The 20474-nt window shown below is 38.2% G+C and carries 17 protein-coding genes; 6 read left to right on the top strand and 11 right to left on the bottom strand.

From position 1 onward, the window contains the following. Window positions 1–14: 14 nt before the first annotated feature. Both ACL9RH_RS09985 and ACL9RH_RS09980 read left to right on the top strand, forming a co-directional pair. Complete coding sequence (locus tag ACL9RH_RS09985; RefSeq protein WP_422693214.1) at window positions 15–7196, top strand: fibronectin type III domain-containing protein; 7182 nt, start codon at window positions 15–17, stop codon at window positions 7194–7196. 197 nt (window positions 7197–7393) lie between these two features. Next, window positions 7394–7804: a 5-fold beta-flower protein gene (locus ACL9RH_RS09980; protein WP_422693213.1), complete on the top strand. Its 411-nt coding sequence runs from the start codon at window positions 7394–7396 to the stop codon at window positions 7802–7804. 44 nt (window positions 7805–7848) lie between these two features. Here ACL9RH_RS09980 and ACL9RH_RS09975 read toward each other — a convergent pair whose 3' ends face one another. From ACL9RH_RS09975 to ACL9RH_RS09965, 3 genes are all read right to left on the bottom strand, one after another. Beyond that, on the bottom strand, window positions 7849–8610 hold the full coding sequence (locus ACL9RH_RS09975) for a hypothetical protein (protein WP_422693212.1): 762 nt from the start codon (window positions 8608–8610) through the stop codon (window positions 7849–7851). Window positions 8611–8614: 4 nt separating this feature from the next. After that, complete coding sequence (locus tag ACL9RH_RS09970; RefSeq protein WP_422693211.1) at window positions 8615–9106, bottom strand: MarR family winged helix-turn-helix transcriptional regulator; 492 nt, start codon at window positions 9104–9106, stop codon at window positions 8615–8617. Window positions 9107–9332: 226 nt separating this feature from the next. Then, window positions 9333–9866, bottom strand: coding sequence for a GNAT family N-acetyltransferase (locus ACL9RH_RS09965; protein ID WP_422693210.1), 534 nt, complete (start codon window positions 9864–9866; stop codon window positions 9333–9335). Window positions 9867–10211: 345 nt separating this feature from the next. On the opposite strand from ACL9RH_RS09965, the gene ACL9RH_RS09960 reads away from it, so the two are divergent. The 4 genes from ACL9RH_RS09960 (at window position 10212) to ACL9RH_RS09945 (ending at window position 13026) form a co-directional block, all read left to right on the top strand. Continuing rightward, complete coding sequence (locus tag ACL9RH_RS09960) at window positions 10212–10589, top strand: MmcQ/YjbR family DNA-binding protein (protein WP_422693209.1); 378 nt, start codon at window positions 10212–10214, stop codon at window positions 10587–10589. Window positions 10590–10762: 173 nt separating this feature from the next. Continuing rightward, window positions 10763–11809, top strand: coding sequence for a sensor histidine kinase (locus ACL9RH_RS09955; protein WP_422693208.1), 1047 nt, complete (start codon window positions 10763–10765; stop codon window positions 11807–11809). Window positions 11810–11812: 3 nt separating this feature from the next. Further along, window positions 11813–12568 carry a LytR/AlgR family response regulator transcription factor gene (locus ACL9RH_RS09950; protein WP_422693207.1) on the top strand — a complete coding sequence of 252 codons (756 nt, stop codon included), beginning with the start codon at window positions 11813–11815 and terminating at the stop codon, window positions 12566–12568. 32 nt (window positions 12569–12600) lie between these two features. Further along, window positions 12601–13026: a hypothetical protein gene (locus tag ACL9RH_RS09945; RefSeq protein WP_422693206.1), complete on the top strand. Its 426-nt coding sequence runs from the start codon at window positions 12601–12603 to the stop codon at window positions 13024–13026. Between the two features lie 68 nt (window positions 13027–13094). Here ACL9RH_RS09945 and ACL9RH_RS09940 read toward each other — a convergent pair whose 3' ends face one another. The 8 genes from ACL9RH_RS09940 to ACL9RH_RS09905 form a co-directional block, all read right to left on the bottom strand. Next, window positions 13095–13568 (bottom strand): hypothetical protein, encoded by a 474-nt coding sequence (locus ACL9RH_RS09940; RefSeq protein WP_422693205.1) that lies wholly within the window; start codon window positions 13566–13568, stop codon window positions 13095–13097. A 548-nt stretch (window positions 13569–14116) separates the two neighbouring features. Beyond that, the gene (locus ACL9RH_RS09935; RefSeq protein WP_422693204.1) at window positions 14117–14335 is read right to left on the bottom strand and encodes a hypothetical protein; all 219 of its coding nucleotides are present in this window, start codon (window positions 14333–14335) and stop codon (window positions 14117–14119) included. A 210-nt stretch (window positions 14336–14545) separates the two neighbouring features. Further along, the gene (locus ACL9RH_RS09930) at window positions 14546–15532 is read right to left on the bottom strand and encodes a hypothetical protein (protein WP_422693203.1); all 987 of its coding nucleotides are present in this window, start codon (window positions 15530–15532) and stop codon (window positions 14546–14548) included. Next, window positions 15525–17117, bottom strand: coding sequence for a hypothetical protein (locus ACL9RH_RS09925; RefSeq protein WP_422693202.1), 1593 nt, complete (start codon window positions 17115–17117; stop codon window positions 15525–15527). The genes ACL9RH_RS09930 and ACL9RH_RS09925 overlap by 8 nt, the downstream gene beginning before the upstream one ends. A gap of 71 nt (window positions 17118–17188) precedes the next feature. Next, window positions 17189–18058 (bottom strand): hypothetical protein, encoded by an 870-nt coding sequence (locus tag ACL9RH_RS09920; protein WP_422693201.1) that lies wholly within the window; start codon window positions 18056–18058, stop codon window positions 17189–17191. A 48-nt stretch (window positions 18059–18106) separates the two neighbouring features. Next, window positions 18107–18268 (bottom strand): hypothetical protein, encoded by a 162-nt coding sequence (locus ACL9RH_RS09915; protein ID WP_422693200.1) that lies wholly within the window; start codon window positions 18266–18268, stop codon window positions 18107–18109. A gap of 102 nt (window positions 18269–18370) precedes the next feature. Then, window positions 18371–18982, bottom strand: a complete 612-nt coding sequence (locus ACL9RH_RS09910) for a hypothetical protein (RefSeq protein ID WP_422693199.1) — start codon at window positions 18980–18982, stop codon at window positions 18371–18373. After that, a complete protein-coding gene (locus tag ACL9RH_RS09905) occupies window positions 18967–20472 on the bottom strand; it encodes a hypothetical protein (protein WP_422693198.1) in 1506 nt (501 codons plus the stop codon). Before ACL9RH_RS09905 ends, ACL9RH_RS09910 begins: the two co-directional genes overlap by 16 nt. Window positions 20473–20474: the final 2 nt, after the last annotated feature.

The following is a 20474-nucleotide window of genomic DNA, read 5'->3' as shown; positions in this document are numbered from 1 at the left end:
AATCATACAATAAGATGAATAAATATATCTATAGTATAATCGCTTTGTTTATGGTTACGTTGTGCTGGGCACAGACGTACGTAAGCCAGGCAGAGTATTTTTGGGACACCGACCCGGGAACAGGAAACGGAACTGCTGTTCTGGCTACCGACGGAAGTTTCAACAGTGCTTTTGAGCAATTGACCAGAACGGGGGTTTCGGCACCTGGTAATGGTTTACATAAATTAAGCATCCGTATCAAAGACAGCAATGGAACTTGGGGACCGGTTTTTACGAACATTATTAATGTTCAGCAAAGTCAGCTCCCTTCGGTACTATCGCTTACACAAGCGGAATATTTCTGGGACACAGATCCGGGAACAGGAAACGGTACAGCAGTTTTGGCTGCTGATGGTAATTTTGACAGCTCTTATGAGCAATTGGTAAAGACAGGAATTGCCTTGCCATCCGTTGGATTGCACGTGTTTAATATTCGTGTTAAAGACAGCAATGGTACGTGGGGACCTGCTTTTAAGAATGTTATTGATGTACAGGCTCCTGGGCCTGCAGGGTGTTGGCAGAGTCTTTCTTCGGGAGCTACCCATTCTTTAGGAATAAAAACAGATGGAACCCTTTGGGCTTGGGGTTCAAATGGTTATGGTAAATTGGGAGACGGAACCACTACTCAAAGAAATGTTTCCGTACAGATAGGTACGGCCAATAATTGGAAAAAAGTAGCTGCTGGTATAGACTATTCGGTAGCGATAAAAACAGATGGAACATTATGGGCCTGGGGAGGTAACAGTATAGGCCAGCTAGGAGATGGAACGACAATTAACAGAAACGTTCCTACACAAATCGGTACCGCTACCGATTGGGTAGATATTGCTGCAGGAATTAGACATACAATGGCTATAAAAGCCAATGGTAGCCTTTGGGGCTGGGGTTATGGTACGTTCCTGGGTGATGGAACTTATACAGACAAAACTGTACCTACACAAATTGGAACATTAACCAATTGGAAGAGCATATCATTAGGAGAAAATTTCTCTTTTGCAATAAAAACAGATGGTACCCTTTGGGGCTGGGGAGTTAATAGTTTTGGAATACTGAATAGTGGTACCACAACAATATTACTTAACCCTGTACAAATTGGAACAAGCACAAACTGGGCTAGTGTTTCAGCAGGATATTCCCATGCTGCAGCATTAAATACCAATGGGCAGCTTTATACCTGGGGACGAAATAATAAAGGACAGCTAGGTGATAATACCAATACTGACCGAACGACACCGAATTTTGTGCGTAATGGAATTCAAAGTGTTAGCGCATTATTAAATCATACCTTGGCCGTCACAACAACCGGAAATTTAATTGCTACTGGTGCTAATGAGAGTGGACAGCTGGGTGATGGTACTGGGGTAGATAAGAAAAACTGGATTACCATAGGAAATGCCACTAATTATAAATCAATTGGTAGCTCTATGGTTTCTGACTTTAGTTTAGTGCTGGATAATGATGCTTTTCTGAAGGTAAGCGGAACTAATCAGTCAGGGCAATTAGGGGATGGTACTACTTCTTACAAATATACCCTAACTTCTGTTGTCTGTACTTCAAACTGTACTGCTCCAAGCCAGTTGTATACTTCTAATATCACTTCTACGGAAGCTGATCTTAATTGGTTCCCTGCTGCTGCTGCACCTAGCAATGGATATTTATATGCTTATGGTACTTCTTCAACAATAGGGAGTTCAAATGGTAATACAGTTTCTACAACAGTAAACTTAACGAATTTATTACCTTCTACTACGTATTATTGGTGGATAGCTTCTAGATGTGGATCCAATATTATTTGGACGCCGGGAGGAAGTTTTACAACACTTCCTTTCTCAGGCTGCTTTGAAGAAATAGAGGCTGGCGGTTCACGTAGTTTTGCTGTGAAGCCCGATGGTACCCTTTGGGGCTGGGGCTATGGCTCAAACTTAGGAGAAGGTACCAATGTGAATTATAATATGCCAAAAAGAATTGGCACTGTCACGAATTGGAAGAATGTAGTCTCAGGTGGGCAACATGCTGCCGGTTTAAGAAAAGATGGTACCCTATGGACATGGGGTTTCAATAATTCCGGACAATTGGGATACGGCAATAATGTGGCCATTTTTACACCTAAGCAAGTGGGTACGGCTACCGATTGGAAAAGTGTAACAGTGGGATATGAAACCACATTAGCTATTAAAACAAACGGTACCCTTTGGGCTTGTGGACGTAACAGTAATGGGGCTTTGGGAGATGGCACTCTGATAAGTAAGTCAAGTATGATACAAATAGGTACTGCAGCTGACTGGGAGGATGTGTCTACTGTAGGAGAAAATGTTGTCGCTTTAAAAACGGACGGCACTCTTTGGACATGGGGATATAATGCAGATGGTCAGTTAGGTAATGGCAATACTACCAATGTTCTGGTACCAACACAGATCGGAGTGGCTACTAACTGGAAAAAGATAAAAGCTGCTGTAGGTCATACCTTAGCAGTAAGAACAGATGGTACGCTTTGGGCTTGGGGAATTAATGCCTATGGTCAATTAGGTGATGGAACCACTACCAATAAAAACGTACCTACACAAATTGGTACAGAAACTAATTGGAGAGATATTGATACTTATACAGATCACTCACTGGCTATTAAAACAGATGGTTCACTTTGGGCTTGGGGTAAAAATAATGAAGCTCAGTTAGGTGATGGTACCTACGCTAACAGAACTGCACCGAAACGTATTGGACTATCCTACAGCTGGTACAGTATCTCAGCAGGAGATTACCATTCGATGGCTATAAACAATAATGGAACTTTACATACTTGGGGGTATAACAATTTTGGTCAATTAGGTAATGGTATTACCGGATTTCAGGCTAATATACAAATACCAGCAGCGATAGCTTGTCCTACAGACTGTCCTGTTCCAAGCCAGTTGTCAGCGACAAATATTAGTTCTACTGCAGCTACGTTTAACTGGGTAGCGCCGGGAACAGTACCAGCCGGAGGATATATATATAAATATAGTACTTCATCAAATGTAGGAAATAATAACAATGCCATTAATACTGCTGGTTCTACAATCGCAGCAGTAACCAATCTGTTACCAAGCACTACCTATTATTGGTGGGTAGCTTCTCATTGTGGATCTACGCAGAGTGATTGGATATCTGGAGGATCTTTTACGACATTACCTCCTGCAGGTTGTTGGCAAAATGTTTCTGGCGGAAGTAACCATTCTGCAGGGGTAAAATTAGACGGTACCCTTTGGACTTGGGGTACGAATAGCGATGGGCAGTTAGGTGATGGAACAAATACCGACAAACACGTTCCAACGAAAATTGGTACAGATACCAACTGGAAAAAAGTGGTAACCGGGGTTCAATATTCAATAGGACTAAAAACTAATGGAACATTATGGGCTTGGGGATACAACTCTTCAGGTCAGCTAGGAAACGGAACCACTACCAGTACTAATATACCTGTACAAATTGGCACAGCTACGGACTGGTCAGATATTGGCAGCGGGAATAATCATACTTTAGCCATAAAAACAAACGGTACTCTTTGGGGCTGGGGAAATAATGGAAACGGACAATTAGGCGATGGTACCATTTTAAATAAAACAGTACCTACAAAAATAGGCACCGCAACCGATTGGAAAAACATTACCGGAGGTGATAGTTTCTCTTTGGCAATAAAAACTTCAGGTACTCTTTGGGGATGGGGCTTAAACAATTATGGACAGTTAGGAGACGGTACAACAACAGATAGAATTCTACCTACACAAATAGGAACATCTGCAAGCTGGATAGATGTTTCAGCCGGATATACCCACTCTATAGCAAGTAGTAATGGAGGATCTGCTTATACCTGGGGAAGAAATGACAGAGGTCAACTTGGTGATGGCACCAATACGAATAAGTTAATTCCTACTTTTGTATATTCTTCTACTAAAAGTATAGCGGCAGGGGCATATCATACCGCTGTAATAACTAGTGCCGGAAAATTATATGTTTGTGGAGCCAATAATTTTGGCCAGCTCGGAAATAATACGACAACTAACAGCTCAACCTGGGTTTCTATAGGAAACGATAGTGATAATGCAGTAGTTTCTGCAGGAGCAATGCATACATTCGTTTTAAATACAGACCGCTTCTTAAAAGCATCTGGAAATAACGATGGAGGACGATTGGGTGATGGTACTACTATTCAGAAAAATACATTTGTTTCTGTTACCTGTACTCCATGTAATCCTCCAAGTCAGATGTCAGCTTCCAATATAAACTCTACAACAGCTACACTGAACTGGGTTGCATCAAATTCAGCACCTAGCGGAGGATATATATATGCTTATGGTACTTCTGCAACTATGGGAAGTCCTAATGGAAATACAATTGCTACATCAGCTGATATTACCAACCTTTTACCTAATACAACTTATTATTGGTGGGTAGCATCAAGTTGTGGCTCTAGCCAAAGCAGCTGGGTATCAGGAGGTTCATTTACCACACTCCCTCCTTCAGGGTGCTGGCAGACCATTTATGCAGGTGAAACTCATTCATTAGGAATCAAAACAGACGGAACTTTATGGGCATGGGGAAGTAATCAGTATGGCCAGTTAGGTGATGGAACAATTACCAATAGAAATACTCCTATTCAGATTGGTACAGACAATAATTGGAAAAAAATTGTTGGAGGTGCTCAGTACTCAATAGGATTAAAAACAGATGGTACGATTTGGTCTTGGGGGTACAACTCAACAGGCCAGTTAGGAAGCGGAACGAATACCAATGTATCGATTCCAACAAAGATAGGGGTGAATTCCGACTGGCTGGATATTGCAGCAGGGAAGACACATGCCTTGGCTATCAAATTAGGCGGAACCCTATGGGCATGGGGAAGTAATCTTTCCGGACAGTTAGGTGACGGAACCAATGCCAATAAGAACGCGCCTGTACAAATAGGTACAGCAACCAATTGGAAGAGTATAGCAGCAGGAACTGACTTCTCTCTGGCAGTAAGAACCAATGGAACATTATGGACCTGGGGAAATAACCAATATGGGCAGCTAGGTGATGGGACAACGGTTAATAAAAATATCCCTACACAAATTATCACGAATAGCAGTTGGGCAGATGTTGCAGCCGGATTTATGCATTCCGTAGGGAAAACAACCAATGGAATCATGTATACCTGGGGAGATAATAGTCAGGGACAATTAGGTGATGGTACTTATGTAAACAAATTAATACCAACCCTTGTTTATGATGGAGTTCAGAGTATTGATGCAGGAGGACATCATACGGTAGGAATAACGACTACCGGAAATATGTTGGCTTCCGGGTATAATTATTTTGGGCAGCTGGCGAACAGCACAACTAATAATAACTCAAGCTCGTTCTCTGTATCGAATGCCAATGACTTCAGTATGATCTCTGGAGGAGGATACTATACATTAGCTTTAAATACTGACGGCTTCCTGAAAGCTGCAGGAGCCAATGAAGCAGGTCAGCTAGGAGATGCAACTACAGTTCAAAAGAATGCATTTGTTTCTATTGTATGTACTACAACCTGTCTTTCTCCAAGCCAGTTGTATACTTCAAATATCACTTCTTCATCGGCCACTCTTAACTGGGTAGCCCCGGTATCTGCTCCTAATGGAGGATATGTGTATCTTTATAATGCGAGTCCGGTTTTAGGAGGAATAGGAGGAGCTGCTGTTTCTACAACAGCTAACCTGGCCAACCTATTGCCAAATACGACTTACTATTGGTGGGTGGCCTCTAAATGTGGATCCAGTCAGAGTGATTGGACTCCGGTAGGTTCCTTTACAACACTTCCTGCAGGGACAACAGGCTGTTGGGAAAGTGTGAGTTCAGGATTCAGCCATTCTTCTGGAATCAAAACAGATGGAACATTATGGACATGGGGAAGCAATTCCTTTGGACAGCTTGGAGATGGTAGTACAATCTCAAAACAAGCCCCTGTACAAATTGGAGCTTCTAATAACTGGTTGAAATTATCGAACGGAATGCATCATACAGTAGCCGTTAAAACAGATGGGACTCTTTGGGCATGGGGAAGTAACCAGTATGGTCAGTTAGGAGATGGTACGATGGTCAACAAAATGATTCCTACTCAAATCGGAACCGAAACAGACTGGGTGAGTATCGCCAATGGTGATAATTTTACAGTAGCCTTAAAATCCAATGGAACTCTTTGGGCGTGGGGTATGAATAATTACGGACAATTAGGAGATGGAACAGTAATCGATAAAAATACTCCAACACAAGTCGGAACTGCCAATGATTGGAAAATTATGGCTCCTGGAGTATCACATACTATTGCTATAAAAACCAACGGTACCCTTTGGGCTTGGGGATGGAATAGTTTTGGTCAGTTAGGAGATGGAACACTAGGTAATAAATCTGTTCCTACACAAGTTGGAACTGCAACCAACTGGAAAGTTGCTGTCGGAGGATTTTATCATTCGGTCGGAGTTAAAACAGATGGAACACTTTGGACATGGGGAGCCAATAGTTTTGGCCAATTAGGAGACGGAACCCTAAGCGATAAAACTATTCCTACACAAATTGGTGCCGCAACCAACTGGAAGAGTGTAAATGCTGATTATCTTCATTCTTCTATGGGAATCAAAACAGATGGAACTCTTTGGGCTTGGGGACTTAATAGTAGCGGACAATTGGGAGATGGAACGTCAACCAACAGAAATGCTCCGGTGCAAATAGGAACCGCAACTGATACCAAAAGCATCGCTGCCAATATGTATAACAGACTTGTTATCAATAATAATGGGTTTTTAGCAGCATGGGGTCCTAATAATGCAGGTCAGGTAGGTGATGGAACGCTTCTACCAAGAAAGATTTTCACCCCTGTTGGTTGTCCTATAAGTGCTAACTTAAAAGTTGAAGATGTTTCTGTGAAGACAGATCAACTTAAAGTTTTCCCAAATCCTGTACGTGACATTCTGACGGTTTCTTTTGATCAGAAGATTCTTCTGGTAACTGTTTTCAATATGGCAGGTCAGCAGGTTCTTACGAAAGAGATCAATGCTAATAAAGGAACGATCGATGTTTCTGCTTTCCCATCTGGAGTATATCTGATAAAAGTGAATGCAGCCAACAACTTTGTAAAAACGGTAAAAGTCATTAAACAATAATCTTTGAAAGTTAATTCATAATGAAATCTAGTGAGACCTAAGCATCACTTTATAAAGTATCTTTTCTTTAGGATCACAAATAATGATTAACCTTTTTTATAAAAATAGCGCCACTTATTTATAAGTGGCGCTATTCTTTAGAAACTAATTAATACTTTTGAATGTCTCAAATGAATAGATCATTAAAACTTAGAGTAATGAAAAAAATAACAATCATTGGCTTCTTTCTATTCAGCTTTTGCGTGGCTAATGCGCAGACTATAGAATCTGGGAGCCACATTGCAACAGGCTATATCAAACCTGATGGAACTATTGAGAATAGCAGTCATATTACAGTAGGGTATATTAAATCAGACGGAACAATCAGGAATAAAAGTCATTCCACGATTGGTTATATCAAAAACGATGGAACCATCGAAAACAGTAGCCATATTACCGTAGGGTATGTCAAAAAAGACGGTACAGTAGAAAGCAACAGCCATTCAATCATTGGGTACATCAGAGATAATGGACCTGTAGAGAGCAACAGTCATATTACCATTGGGTATGCCAAAGGAATTAAAAAAGAATGGGCAGCAGTTCTGTATTTCTTTTTTAAATTTGATTAACTTTCACTGTTATAGAACAAAAAAAAGCTTAAAAACTGAAATTTTTATTGAAATACGACATAGTTCACAGTATCTACACCTGTATTTCCGGTTGAAGGATCATAAGCATAGACCGTAACCTCATAATTTCCCGGTTTGGAAATATTGAAATTACCTTCAAAAAGATTGGTAGACAGTAATTTAACATTAACTTCGTCAATCTTTTTCCCATCTAGCTTGATAATAGCTTTAGTTTCGAAGGTGTCGGAATTCCAGATTCCACCTTTGTCAATTACACAACCACACATCATAACAATATTGGCCTGAATCTGAAAAGGTTTTCCAATGATGGATTTCAATGCAATATATTGATGAGTTCGAGGGCTCAGAATATCTATGATAAAACCAGGAATTTCCATGATGATCCCTTCACCCATAATATCTTTTCCGGGAATAAGCCACATTTCTGAAGTGACCTTAGACTGTGCCTGTTTATTGTTGAATGGTGACAGAACTTCAACGCTGATAAAAGTTGGATCTTCAATATTAATTTTGGCTACAAATTTAGCCGTGGCATCGTCTGTAATGGAGGCATTTCTTTCTTTGGGAAATTTCATAATCAAATCAGTATTGCCGGTACTTCCGGTTGTTTTGCCTTCTGCGAGAATGCTGTTGTTGGTTTTATTGCGAATAATAACATAGGCACCCCCCAAAGAGCTTCCGATAAATTTGGCATCTTTAGCTTTTACTCTTACAGTTACGGTGGTTTCTTTTCCATATACTGATAAACAGAATAGACAGAAAATTAAGGCTATTACATTTTTCATGAGATTATTTGTTTTCATTGTTATATTCTTGTTTAAATCTATAGTAAAATGACGTTCTTTCCAGTGCATCATCCATTTGATCTAGGTAGTCAATAATTCCGAAGTCATGATCTATCAACTTTAAAATAGCGGCTTCACAACTGTTCCATAGTATTTCAAACTGCGGCATCATCTCAATTGACTTTTGGGATAGGGATATCATTTGCTTTCTTTTATCAACCGGATCTTTTTCAACGATAAGATAACCCTTGGAATTCATATTTTTTACCGTTACTACCAGAGTAGGATGGGCATACCCTAATGCTTCTGCTATTTCTGCAATAGATAATTGTCCCCGGTCTCTCAAAAGCATAAAAACAAGATACCAATGAGGTTCTATTTCTATTTTGTGATCCTTGTATAGTTTTTTGACACTATAGGCTATTTTATCACTTATTCTCTTCATTCGGGAATCCAGTGCTTTGTAGCCCATTTGTTTTATAAAATCAGTATCCATTTGTTTTAATTTGAATTCAAAGATATAAAAATATTTTAAACTATATAGTTAACTATATAAATTTAAGCAAATAAATTTTAAACCAATCTTTGCGAGCCTTGATTTGCTATTGCTGTTTGTTCATGGATCAAGGTTTTAAACTTTACACCATAAATTTAAGTCATTCTTGTAGCGGATCTACTGATAGTTTATAGCTAAAATATATGCAAAAGGGTTGAAAGCAATCTTACCTGGGCCATTCTTCCCGCAGAACAGCATAAATAACATCATCTACCCAATTGTTTTTCCAGAACAGGCTTTTCACGAAATGACCTTCTTTTCTTAAACCTATTCTTTCCATAAGTTTCATTGAATCAGTGTTGTCAGGATCAATAGAAGCCATAATTCTGTGTTTGTGCAGATCATTAAAAAGAAAATCGATGATCCCTTTTAGTGTTTCCGAAGCATAACCTTTACCTTGAAACGATTGGTTCAGCGTAATTCCCAATTCTACCTGTAAATTTTCGCTTCCAAAAAAATGAATTCCAACATCACCAAGGACGGCTTTTGTCTCTTTATCCGTAATTAAAAGCTGGTACCAACTTTCCGGTTGATTGAATTCTTTTGCATTTCGGTGAATAAAACTTTCCACATCTTCCAAACTCTCAGGAATCCAGCTCTGGAATTTATTCGCTTCTGCATCGGAACGGTAATCAAAAAGAGCTTGTTTGTCCTCTAGGGTAATATCGCGTAAGAGTAATCTTTCTGTATAGACTTGCATGATTTTGCTGTAATTTTAAACAAAAATAGAACAATTTGATAAAAAAAATCAGTGTCAATAAGTGTTTGTATGATATTTTACATTTTTAATGGCGATTTTCTGTAGCAGTATGACCCCGATCATATTTAACTATACATCCGACACCTATATTTGAGAATCCTTAACATTCATAATTCTAAAAAAACAATTTCCTCCTTCTATTCGGGAGGTTTTTTTATGGGAAACAATTCATTTGCTGAATTTTACAGGAAATCCTTTATTGGATATAACGAATGTCATTTTTCCATTCTATCTTTGTTGATAAGACCCAAAATACTGATCTTTTTTGAATCTAAAATAGAGCTTATGAATATAGAAGAACTTCGTGAATTTTGTATGTCTATTCCTTTAGCCACTGAGGATATGCCCTTTAAAGACGAATATCTGATGTTTCGGGTGTATGATAAGTGGTTTACCGTGATTCCGTTGGATGATACCGATCTGAATATCTCTGTAAAATGCGATCCTGATTATGCCATCGAACTCCGTGAGAAATATAATGCTGTTTCTCCCGCATGGCATTTCAATAAAAAATACTGGAACAGTATACAATTGAACGGTGATGTAAGCGATGAATTGGTTAAAAAGCTCATCCTGCATTCTGTAGATGAAGTATTGGCTAAATTACCCAAAAAACAACAGGCAGAATATCAGGCACTGAAAAATGGGCAGATCAATACATAATTTTTAACCATAAAATTAAGTTGTATTCACAATATCACTGTTGATGGCTACAATACGACTGTTTGCGTATTTTATTTTATATAGAATTATGAACGGACTACCTTTGCAGCAGCAAATTAGAAAACTATAAAAGATACCTTACATATCTTTTTACAAATCTAGGACAGGATACAATGAAACTCTTTATAAAGCAAAACTGGAAAAAAATACTGATTATCTGGGTGCTATATACCTGCTGGTCGATGATTGCATTTCTATTTCTGGTTGCTTTGCAGGGACGTGCACTCACCTTGGAACAGTTTGGAGGCAAAAACATTTTTTGGAACTTCGCACATTCTATTCTCAAAGGAACTGTGGTGTACTATCTGTTAATTTTCAGGATCATTATCCCTTCATTAGAAAGGAAAGACTGGAAAAAATTAGGATGGCAAATCGCTCTGTTTTTTATTGTACTTACCCTTTATGAATACATCTGGGCATTCCATATAGACACACCAATCGTTTTGGATCAGCATCATACTACGGTCCGTACCTTTGTTTTGTCAATCATTATGTTGGATGTGCTGATTCTTTTGGTATCTATCTTTGCCGCCGTTCTTATGATCTCCAATGAAATGAGCCAACGGAAAACAGAACTCGAAAAACAGAAACTGAAAGCTGAATTAGCCGCCGTGAAATATCAGATCAATCCGCATTTTCTTTTCAATTCATTGAGTTTTATTTATACAAAAACCTACAGAACTCAGCCTGAAGCTGCTGAAGCCGTACAGCTCCTGTCTGAAATTATGAGCTATGCATTGGAAGATTGGGGAGAATTGGGAACCGTTCCGCTGATGTCTGAGGTAGCTCAAATGCAGAAAGTAATAACCATGAATCAAATTCGATTCAATCATCAATTGGCGATTCAGTATCATGAGGAGATCGGGTTTAAAGAAGTTCAGGTACCCATTCTTGTTTTTGTTACTCTCATAGAGAACGCTTTTAAGCATGGTGATTTAACAGACGCACAGAATAAACTGAACATTGAACTCAAGGTTACAGAAAGCCAGGTTCATTTCTTACTACAGAATAAAAAGAAAAAAGGAAATAAAGAACCTTCAAAAGGCATTGGTCTCAGCAACGTAAGAAAACGGTTGGACCTGATGTATGGTTCCAGGCATTCTTTCACCATAAAAGAAGACGAACAGTTTTATTCCAATGAAATAACGATAAACCTTTAAGCTATGATTACATGTATTGTTGTAGATGATGAAGCGCATGCCATAGAACTGTTGACATTGCATATTCAGCAGACACCCTTTCTAAAGTTAGTGGGAACTGCCGGTAATCCGATGGAAGCACTTCAGCTGCTGAACACAGAAGAGGTAGATCTTATTTTTCTTGATATTCAGATGCCGGGAATGTCTGGGATTGAGTTTCTTCCTCTGTTAAAGAGCAAAAGCAAGGTTATCCTCACCACTGCATTTAGAGAATATGCTTTAGAAGGGTTTGAACATAATGTAGTAGATTATCTGCTGAAACCTATTTTCTTTCCAAGGTTTCTTCAGGCAGCACAGCGCGCTCAGGAAAATATAAAGCAATCCAAGCTGGGGAATCATTCAGAAGAGAATGACTTTATGCTCATCAAAACAGAATATAAAGGAAAGCTGGTAAAAGTAAGGATGAACGATATTGTCTATATAGAAAGCAAAAGTAAGTACGTCACTTTTCATACAAGAGAAGGAGAGAAGATCACCACTTTGCTCAATATTGGGAGTCTGGAAGAGAAACTATCCAGCGTCCGATTTGTAAGAATACATAAGTCTTTTATTATCGCGGCTCCTTTTATTACCATGATTCAGGGGAATACGGTTCATCTGGAATATACAGAAGATATAATTCCGATTGGGCAGACGTATCGTGAAAGTTTTATGAAAGCCATGTCTGGGAAAGTAGTATCTAATAAAAACAGCACAGATCCTTCGGTTTCGGAAAATTAATCAATAAAAAAATAACAAAAAAATCAATGAGAATGAAAACAATTAATTTCATTAAGGGGATTGCTATGTCCTTATTTTTCCTGTCAGTTTCGGTATGGGTATCGAAAGTTAAAGGTCAGGCTTATCTTGGGAAAAGCTATACTCCCACAGAAAAAGTAGATGTGTATCTGGAAGCAGAAAATATAAAAAGACCTTATGAAGTAATGGGGAAATCCAGTGTTAACCAGGGATTCAAATCTTTACAGAAAACACAGGATCAGGTTATTAAGCTAGGAAAGTCTAAAGGGGCAGATGGTGTCATCGTGAAGCTGGTAGAGGAAGTAACCGGAAGCCAGAAAAATGATTTCGGTTCTCTGAACAATGGCAACAAAAACTCCAATACATTCAGCGCAAGTTCGTCCACCATGGATGTGAAAGTAAAAAAGATTGAAGCCGTTTTTATCAAGTATAAAGATTAATTCATTCCCCCAGGCAGCACTATTTCTATATAGTGCTGTTTTTTATAATGTGAGAAGAGATTCAAAAACTAGCGTACAAGAAACCATATTCCGACACCAATGGCGGCGTAAGCTGTAACAGTAAGAATATCAGCTATAGGTTGTGAAAAACGCTTTTCAGCAATTTTATCAGCGTTGATCTGGTTCTTGTGGAATTTCAGAACTTTTTTGGCATTGCGAACGGGATGTGCAACAAGGCTGTCTCCCTGCCATTTGTCAACAATTACTTTATAACTCTGTCCATCTACTTCAATCTTAACATTTTTACCCGATGCAAGCTTATCCTGAATATTGACAGGAGCGGCAGGCTGTGGCTGTAGGCTCAGATTTTGAGATCCCGTCGGAGCGCTGTTCATTTGCGGAGAAGCGGGATTGGCAAGAGCAGTATTCTTTTTAGGGTCCTGTTTGTTATCGGTTGCCGGGTCCGGTTGCTTCTTTACCTGATAAGTATAGCAGCTGGTAAGAGAACATAATAGAATGATGAGATAAAGGTTATTTCGCATTAGCCAAATTTAAGAATTAAACGGAATACTTGGGAGTTTCTTTTGAAAGATCCTGTTTTTTTTGAAAATTTCCCCCTTATTTATTCATCCTTTGTGGTTCCGGATATATCGGTTGGGGTCTTGTAACCCTGTTTTGAGGTTCCGAACTGCTTCTTTAAGGTCCTGAACTTCTGCGGATAGGTTCAGGACTCCTAATTTGGGGTTGGGAGACCCCAACGGAGGGGTTATATATAGGTCCGGCGTGGTTCCGAACTTCTTCGGATAGGTTCAGGACTCCTAATTTGGGGTTGGGAGACCCCAACGGAGAGGTTATTTATATGTCCGGAGTGGTTCGGAACCGGAAAAGAATATTCTGGAACCGGAAAATAAGGCTCAGAGTAAAAGACAGAGTACTTATTTTGCTATTGTAAGGTCAACGCCTTAATTGAAAATAAAACTAAGTAGATGAGACAAAATTCTCCAGCTTTATGAAAAATTTGATTAATATAGTTGAGGGATTGAAATAAAATCCCCGAAGTCGGAGACTTCGGAGATTTAAGAACTCTTTACTATTTAGCTACAATGTACCCATCAAAAGAAATTCTATTTACAGAAAGAATGATTGAGTTTCCTGTATCTTTAATTCCAACATTTATTGGAATATAACCACCATCTTCTTCTTTCTTATAAACTTGAATTAAATGTTTCCCTGGTTCTTCTTTTTCAATTAACATAATAAAAGTATCACCTGCATTGGTCCAGTGATCTTGTGTAAATTCGTGGATCATAATTATTTTTTTTTGTTCGGTTCAAATATACACCTAAGAATGAATTAGGAATTACGGGTTTCCGTAGTGTTATTTTAATAGAAGAAAAAAGGTAATTCATTTTATTGATTTACGTGTAGGTTTGGTTGCTCTCTAAATTTTTTTATCTATAGAAGATTTGACTTTTTCTTTATATTGAATAGAATTAAAAGGGTAGAGGAGATCATTACATTAATGAAACACCCGTTTATCCAACATCCCATCCTTATATATTTCAGTATAAATCAGTTTCCCTTTCTTCCTTGTTTTAAAGATGGGTTCACCGGTTTTTTCATTGTATTTTTGCAGTAATTTATAGCAGTTCCAGCTTCCAACAGGTATGCCATCTTTGTATTCTGCTTCCAGGTACGTATACGTGTCGGTAAAGTCAGGATATTCTTTTGAATCTATAAATCTGTTTGATCTGAGTTCTATCCACTTTCCTTCTCTATGATGATTTTTTACCATTCCCTGTTCTTCATTATTTTTATAAGGACCATCGTTGTCGTAATATCGGGAAAACCATCCGGAAGGAAGAAGCTGATATTTACGCAAAGGTTTTACCGTAAAAGGATTCTCGGAAAATTCATAATCCCGTATCGAGAGGATGTGGTTGGTATCGATATTAAATAGGGTATAGTTGGCAAGCCCCATTTCTCCTTCATGGTGAAGATATATCCTCTTCATATCAAAAGGTTTGTTGTCCTTTGTTGAAATTAAATATATTTTTTCAATGAATGGTTCCGCATAACGAACAGTATTATAGACCGCCATAAAATAGAATGAATATTTTCCATAACATATAAAGTGTGATGAAATCCTGAGCTGGTCATATTTTTCATTGAGATCTTTGAGGAACGGTCCTATAACATCATAATCTTCGGGAATGATGATACGATCTTTTTTGAGGTCTGTGTCAAATTGTAGATCGGTTATTTGCTTTAATTTATTTTTATCCTGTATAGCAGATAGCACAGCATCAACCGTTACCTGTTTGGAAATATCTGAATATCCGAAAGGCACTGTTATACAATCCTTGGTATTGCTGTTGAAGGGAATTGATTTGGCATTCGGAGATTGAGGTTCCTGATGAATGACTGTATTTTCCGTTTGAGCATGGATGCAGCTTGGAAAAATGAACATTAACACTGTAAAAAAGGCAATATGGGTCTTAAGCATAGATATCTAATATTGGGGTGAAACCATGAACATGCAAATGGTTATTATGTCTTGGGGTAGCCGTATGAGTGGTATGGGGCAATCTTGTCGTGGTATTGTCTGCAGCACTGGCATTGGAGGTGTTGGAGAAGTCTTCGGACCGTCCAGATTCAAATCCGAAATCATAGAGAATATTCCGAAGAATAACCTGATTGTCATAGTCAAAGTTGGCTGCCGTAAGAATGGTATTGACTCCATCCTGCTGGGCCGTTAATAAATTCAAATCTCCTGCTTCTCCGTTCACGTGTTCTGCACTGGGATAGCACGATGCATCAGAATAGGAAAATCCTTGAGATACAATATAATGACTGTGTCCCTGCTGTCTGAATTGAGCTAATGCTCCCAGGAAACCGGAAAATAAATCGGGTTGAATACTTCTTCTTCGGGTATGCTGAAATCCATATCGGATGATCACTCCGTCCCGGTTATAGTTGAATGCTTCGAAAATCTGTGGGCCAACGCCCGCGTTTCCTATAATATCCATATTCACCAGTTCTACATTTCCCTGCTGATTGGCGTACCATTTATCGGTGGCACCATCACCAAGAGTTCCGTTGGAATATACCAATAACTGATGAGCATCAATCTGCTCTCCGGCAGCTCTGTTCGCAGTAAAATCTATGGTCTGTATAAGGTTACCTCTTTGGGCCAAAGGAGGGATGGTATTCACTCTTCTTTTTCTGGTTACACTTTCTTTTGTTCTGGAACAGATCCTGTGTTCGTTATCGTTTTGGTCGTGATAGAAAAAGATAATTTCGCTAGAGTGGTTATTCAATACTTTCTGAATCCTTCTTCTTCTTTCCGGATTTGTACTGATGACAGCTAAGGTATTATAGGTATTTTCACCATGATGAATATTGTATAGGTTTTTATTAACCACCCTGAATCTTCCTGTGTCATCATTGAGGAAAATACCGGCTCCGTTTACTTCTTGCTCCGAATCTCCATAGGCACAGGGATTATTGTCTGTCCTTTCTACGGCAACTTCTAAATTGATTGTGCCGTCCGCGAGTCTCTGGGTCCATGTATCAAATGTAGCCCTTGAATCAGGTCTTAGCTGTAGCTTAATGATGGCTTTATTGATATGGTCACTTTGAAGGTTGGTATAATGAGCATGGCTTCCCGATCTGTTGTTCAGGGCATCAAAATTTCCTACCTGTACGGTGAATAGCCTTTGTGCTTCATATCGGTTAGGGGATAGGAAACGCATGAGCTGTAATGTGTCTGTATTTCCTGTAAGGGTATCTGCGGATGGTCTTATCACGGCATCAATGCTCAGGTCTGTCATATTGCTGGTTTCTATCACCAGATAAACTGTTTTTCCCAATATGGCATCGTATGGAATAGCCTGATTGAGATGATCCTGCTGTGCGTGTGCAGAATCAATTTTTGTGAAACTTACTCTTGCTCCGTTGTCTGCGGTCACCTTTTTAGCAAAATAAACAGCAGTAATACGCTGTATGGAGTCATCGGGAGTATCCGGAGCCAATGGCCCGTTTAACGTTTGCGTCTGCCCGGAGTCTGTTATTGTAATACGTGTTGCCATGGTAAGATTTTTCTTTTTTTTAATACAGGAGTTTTCAATCAGTTTGTATTATCGCTATTACAGTGATCTTTTTATAGGTCTTCATGACTTATTTCTTTGATATGATAGATGATCTTCTTCTGATAGTTTTCTCCCAGAGAGAATTCTATAGTAAGTTTATGCTCCAATACTTCTTTGGTTGTAAAGTCCAATAGCATCTGCCCTTTATATTTGTCTAATTGCGGAATATCTTTTTCCCTGTTATAAGCTACTTGTTTTCTTTTCATTTCGCCATAAAACATTTCCCAGTTTTTATCAGAAGGAATAGCGCCGGTATATTGTAACAGCAATAACTCTTCATCATAACGCATAGCCTCCGTTTGTACCGTTTCATCTATATCGATTACTGTATGAGTCATAAAATTGTTGTAACGTACCCTATGCTTTCCCTCATTCTCCTGTTCATACATTCCATAAAATGGATGGAGGATCATCCCAAAATGGTTCTTCTTTAAAAAGTCTTTGCCTACTAAATTCTCCTTTTGATAAAACTCTTTTAAAAACCGATAAAGTTCTTCTGCCTGTTTGCCCACATACGATCTGGAGAGCTTTTCTACCGTTTTTGCCACTTTATGCTGAAGAACAGATAATCCCTGTATATTTTTCAAACGGGCATATTCGTCTGTCAGGAGTACGACTTCATTATTGATATCTGCAATTTGGGCTAAAAAATCTTTTTCAGACGGCGACAGTTCTTTATCCAGATGAACTCTGTCAAAAATATCAATATGGTATTCAAATCCTTCATTTTCCAACCGTTGTAAAGAAACATGGAGATTCTTGTTGAGCTCACTTCTGTGAGTCTTTCCATGGGTGGTGGTATATTCATTATAAGTATAACGGTAAAATTTCTTTCCTTCCGAAAGGTTTAATTTGACATTTATGGGAAACATTGGTTCCATAATTTTTACCTGGTTTTATAATTTATAATCGCAATCATTGTTTTTTACTCAAAAAATAACTTTTCCACCGGAAGAGATCCATTGGCTTTTTTTGTTCCAGACTCCATCACAATCCTGCTGCATTTGTTTTACTATTTTTGCTTTTTGCAGATCGATAATGGCACACGTATAGTTTTCGTGGAGCGTACTGTCTTTATCACTTTCATGCACATAATCTTTAATGATAGCATCTACTGCAACATAGTTTGCATTAGGAGAAAGTCGGGAAAACAGTTCACTTCCAGAGCCCTTATACTTATTTCCTTTGTCTATTTACTGCCAATGAAATTGGGCGTTCGCTTTCTTCTTTTCCAAACATTCCTGAACACTGTATTTTGATGGGCACAAAAAACAGTTCTCACCATCATTTATAAAATAGTTATTCAGATTAATTTCCCGATCATATAATAAAACGTAATTGACATTTTTTTCACAGATGGATGTGGCTGGATAATCAGCATAATCATTTTTGGAAATTTTATGATGATTCACAGCAGAGCTAATTTTGGTTACTTTGGCAATTGCAATAGTATTTTTGTTTTTTCTGATCATAAAAATATATGAATCAGAACTAGTAAGACTGTTATACTTGATTGAAAGCCCGTTTTTTGATTGATTTACTAAAAGCTCATAATCTTCCTGAAAAATATTCTTATTATTAATATTATTTATAGAGACGGGGATCTTAAATGTAAGATTTTTATCTTTTATTTTTACGGTTCTAATGGCATAGCAACTGTCACATTGAGCATCAGCAGCTTGGTTTATAAATCCTACTTTTTTCTTGTTCTCTACAACCGGAATATCGTTACTCGTCGAAATACTCTGGCAGTTTTGCAGAGAATAGAAAAGAAGAAAGAAGAGGTATATTATTTGTTTACGCATTCTGTATCATATTTAAAAAATTCTCTAGTCCATTTCGTGTAGTCTTTTCTTTCGGCTATATTGGTTTGCCCTCCGTTAATAGCCGTTGTCACTTTTTCAACATCCGAGTCCTCCAATCCATTATCCATTGCTTTAATCGTAGCGGTTTTATAAATAGTGGAATACCAGCCGGCAGAATTGAAAGCATGGAATAAATTCTCGGAAATGTTTTTAGCATATGTTTTTAAATCTTCATAAAAGGCTTCTGTGAGTCCGTTTTCGCGCGCTTTCGGCCTGTTTTGTACACATTCGCCAACACTTTCATACCCTGATCTGAATTTCATATAGGTGTCTGAGTGGCTGGTATTATTAACATAGTCATAATAGGCCAGGTAATTATAGTCATGGGTTATTTGCTTCATTCCTCTTCCCTGAAATGCTACACCACCTTTATAATTATCGGGTACAGAGTCTCTGCTTTCATAGGTATAAGTAAAACTTATGGTTTCCAGATACATTTGACCTAGAAAATGAATTTTTCTTCGGCAGGTTTTAATGTCAAATTTCTTAAACATGGCATTCATTTCATCGGTAAAGAGTTTTATTTTATCTCTGTTTTCTGAAATCTTTCCACTTGTAATACTAATGGTTGTTATTTTTTCTTTACCACTATTAAAAAACGAATCTCTTTTTGACTTATAATTTTGTTTATCTCTTAAATGATAAATCAGATCTATCATCTCATCCACTGTGATGTTTCTGTTACAGTAGCAAGGAGTTCCTTTAATTTCAAATCTGTCGTTTTCCTTATTTAAAAATTCGTGGGTATCATCTGGATATATTACTGTATCCTGAGTTTCCTTTACTTCAGCTTTGAAGAACAGAAAGGCGTTTACCTCTGTTCTTTTACTGAATTTTTCTATCAACTTCTTTACATCCTGATCACTCTTGGGACGCATTGTTATTTCCTTAGCATATACAAGTGTTCCATTGATACTGAATTCAAGAGTACTTTTTTCTGTCTCACCATCTAAGAATTTTACAGGATTATCATATACGTTTTCTGTATTTGTTAATTTATTTTCATGGATTTCTACTGAAAGCTTTCCACTGTTTCCCTGACATTCTGCAACTACCCACACTTTCTTCTTTATGATTGCCTGATCGATTCTTTCATAATCAAAATCGGGACTGCCATCCGCTTTTTTGGCTTGTACTTCTTCTTCCCAGGTGACTTTTACCGATTCTTTTGCTGTCAATCTTACAGAATCCTCTTTATCAGCCTGAATATTTCTTCTCCCTTTTTTCTCATATTTCTTTTTTACATCCGATACAAGACCACCACTTTTGACGGTATAAGTCTCTTCTTTGGTTTCCCAAGTCATTTTAGGAACCTGTTTCGCAAAATATATTTTCACCACATTCACTTCATGATCTGTCTGATGAGGCATATCATAAACCTTTTGATTGGGGTTTGCAGAATAATTGTCTTTTTCTTGTACTTCACTCATAG

The organism is Chryseobacterium sp. Mn2064 (assembly GCF_049319685.1).
Taxonomy (GTDB): domain Bacteria; phylum Bacteroidota; class Bacteroidia; order Flavobacteriales; family Weeksellaceae; genus Chryseobacterium.
The sequence above is the reverse complement of the archived record's forward strand: the minus strand, read 5'-3'. Positions and strand labels throughout refer to the sequence as shown.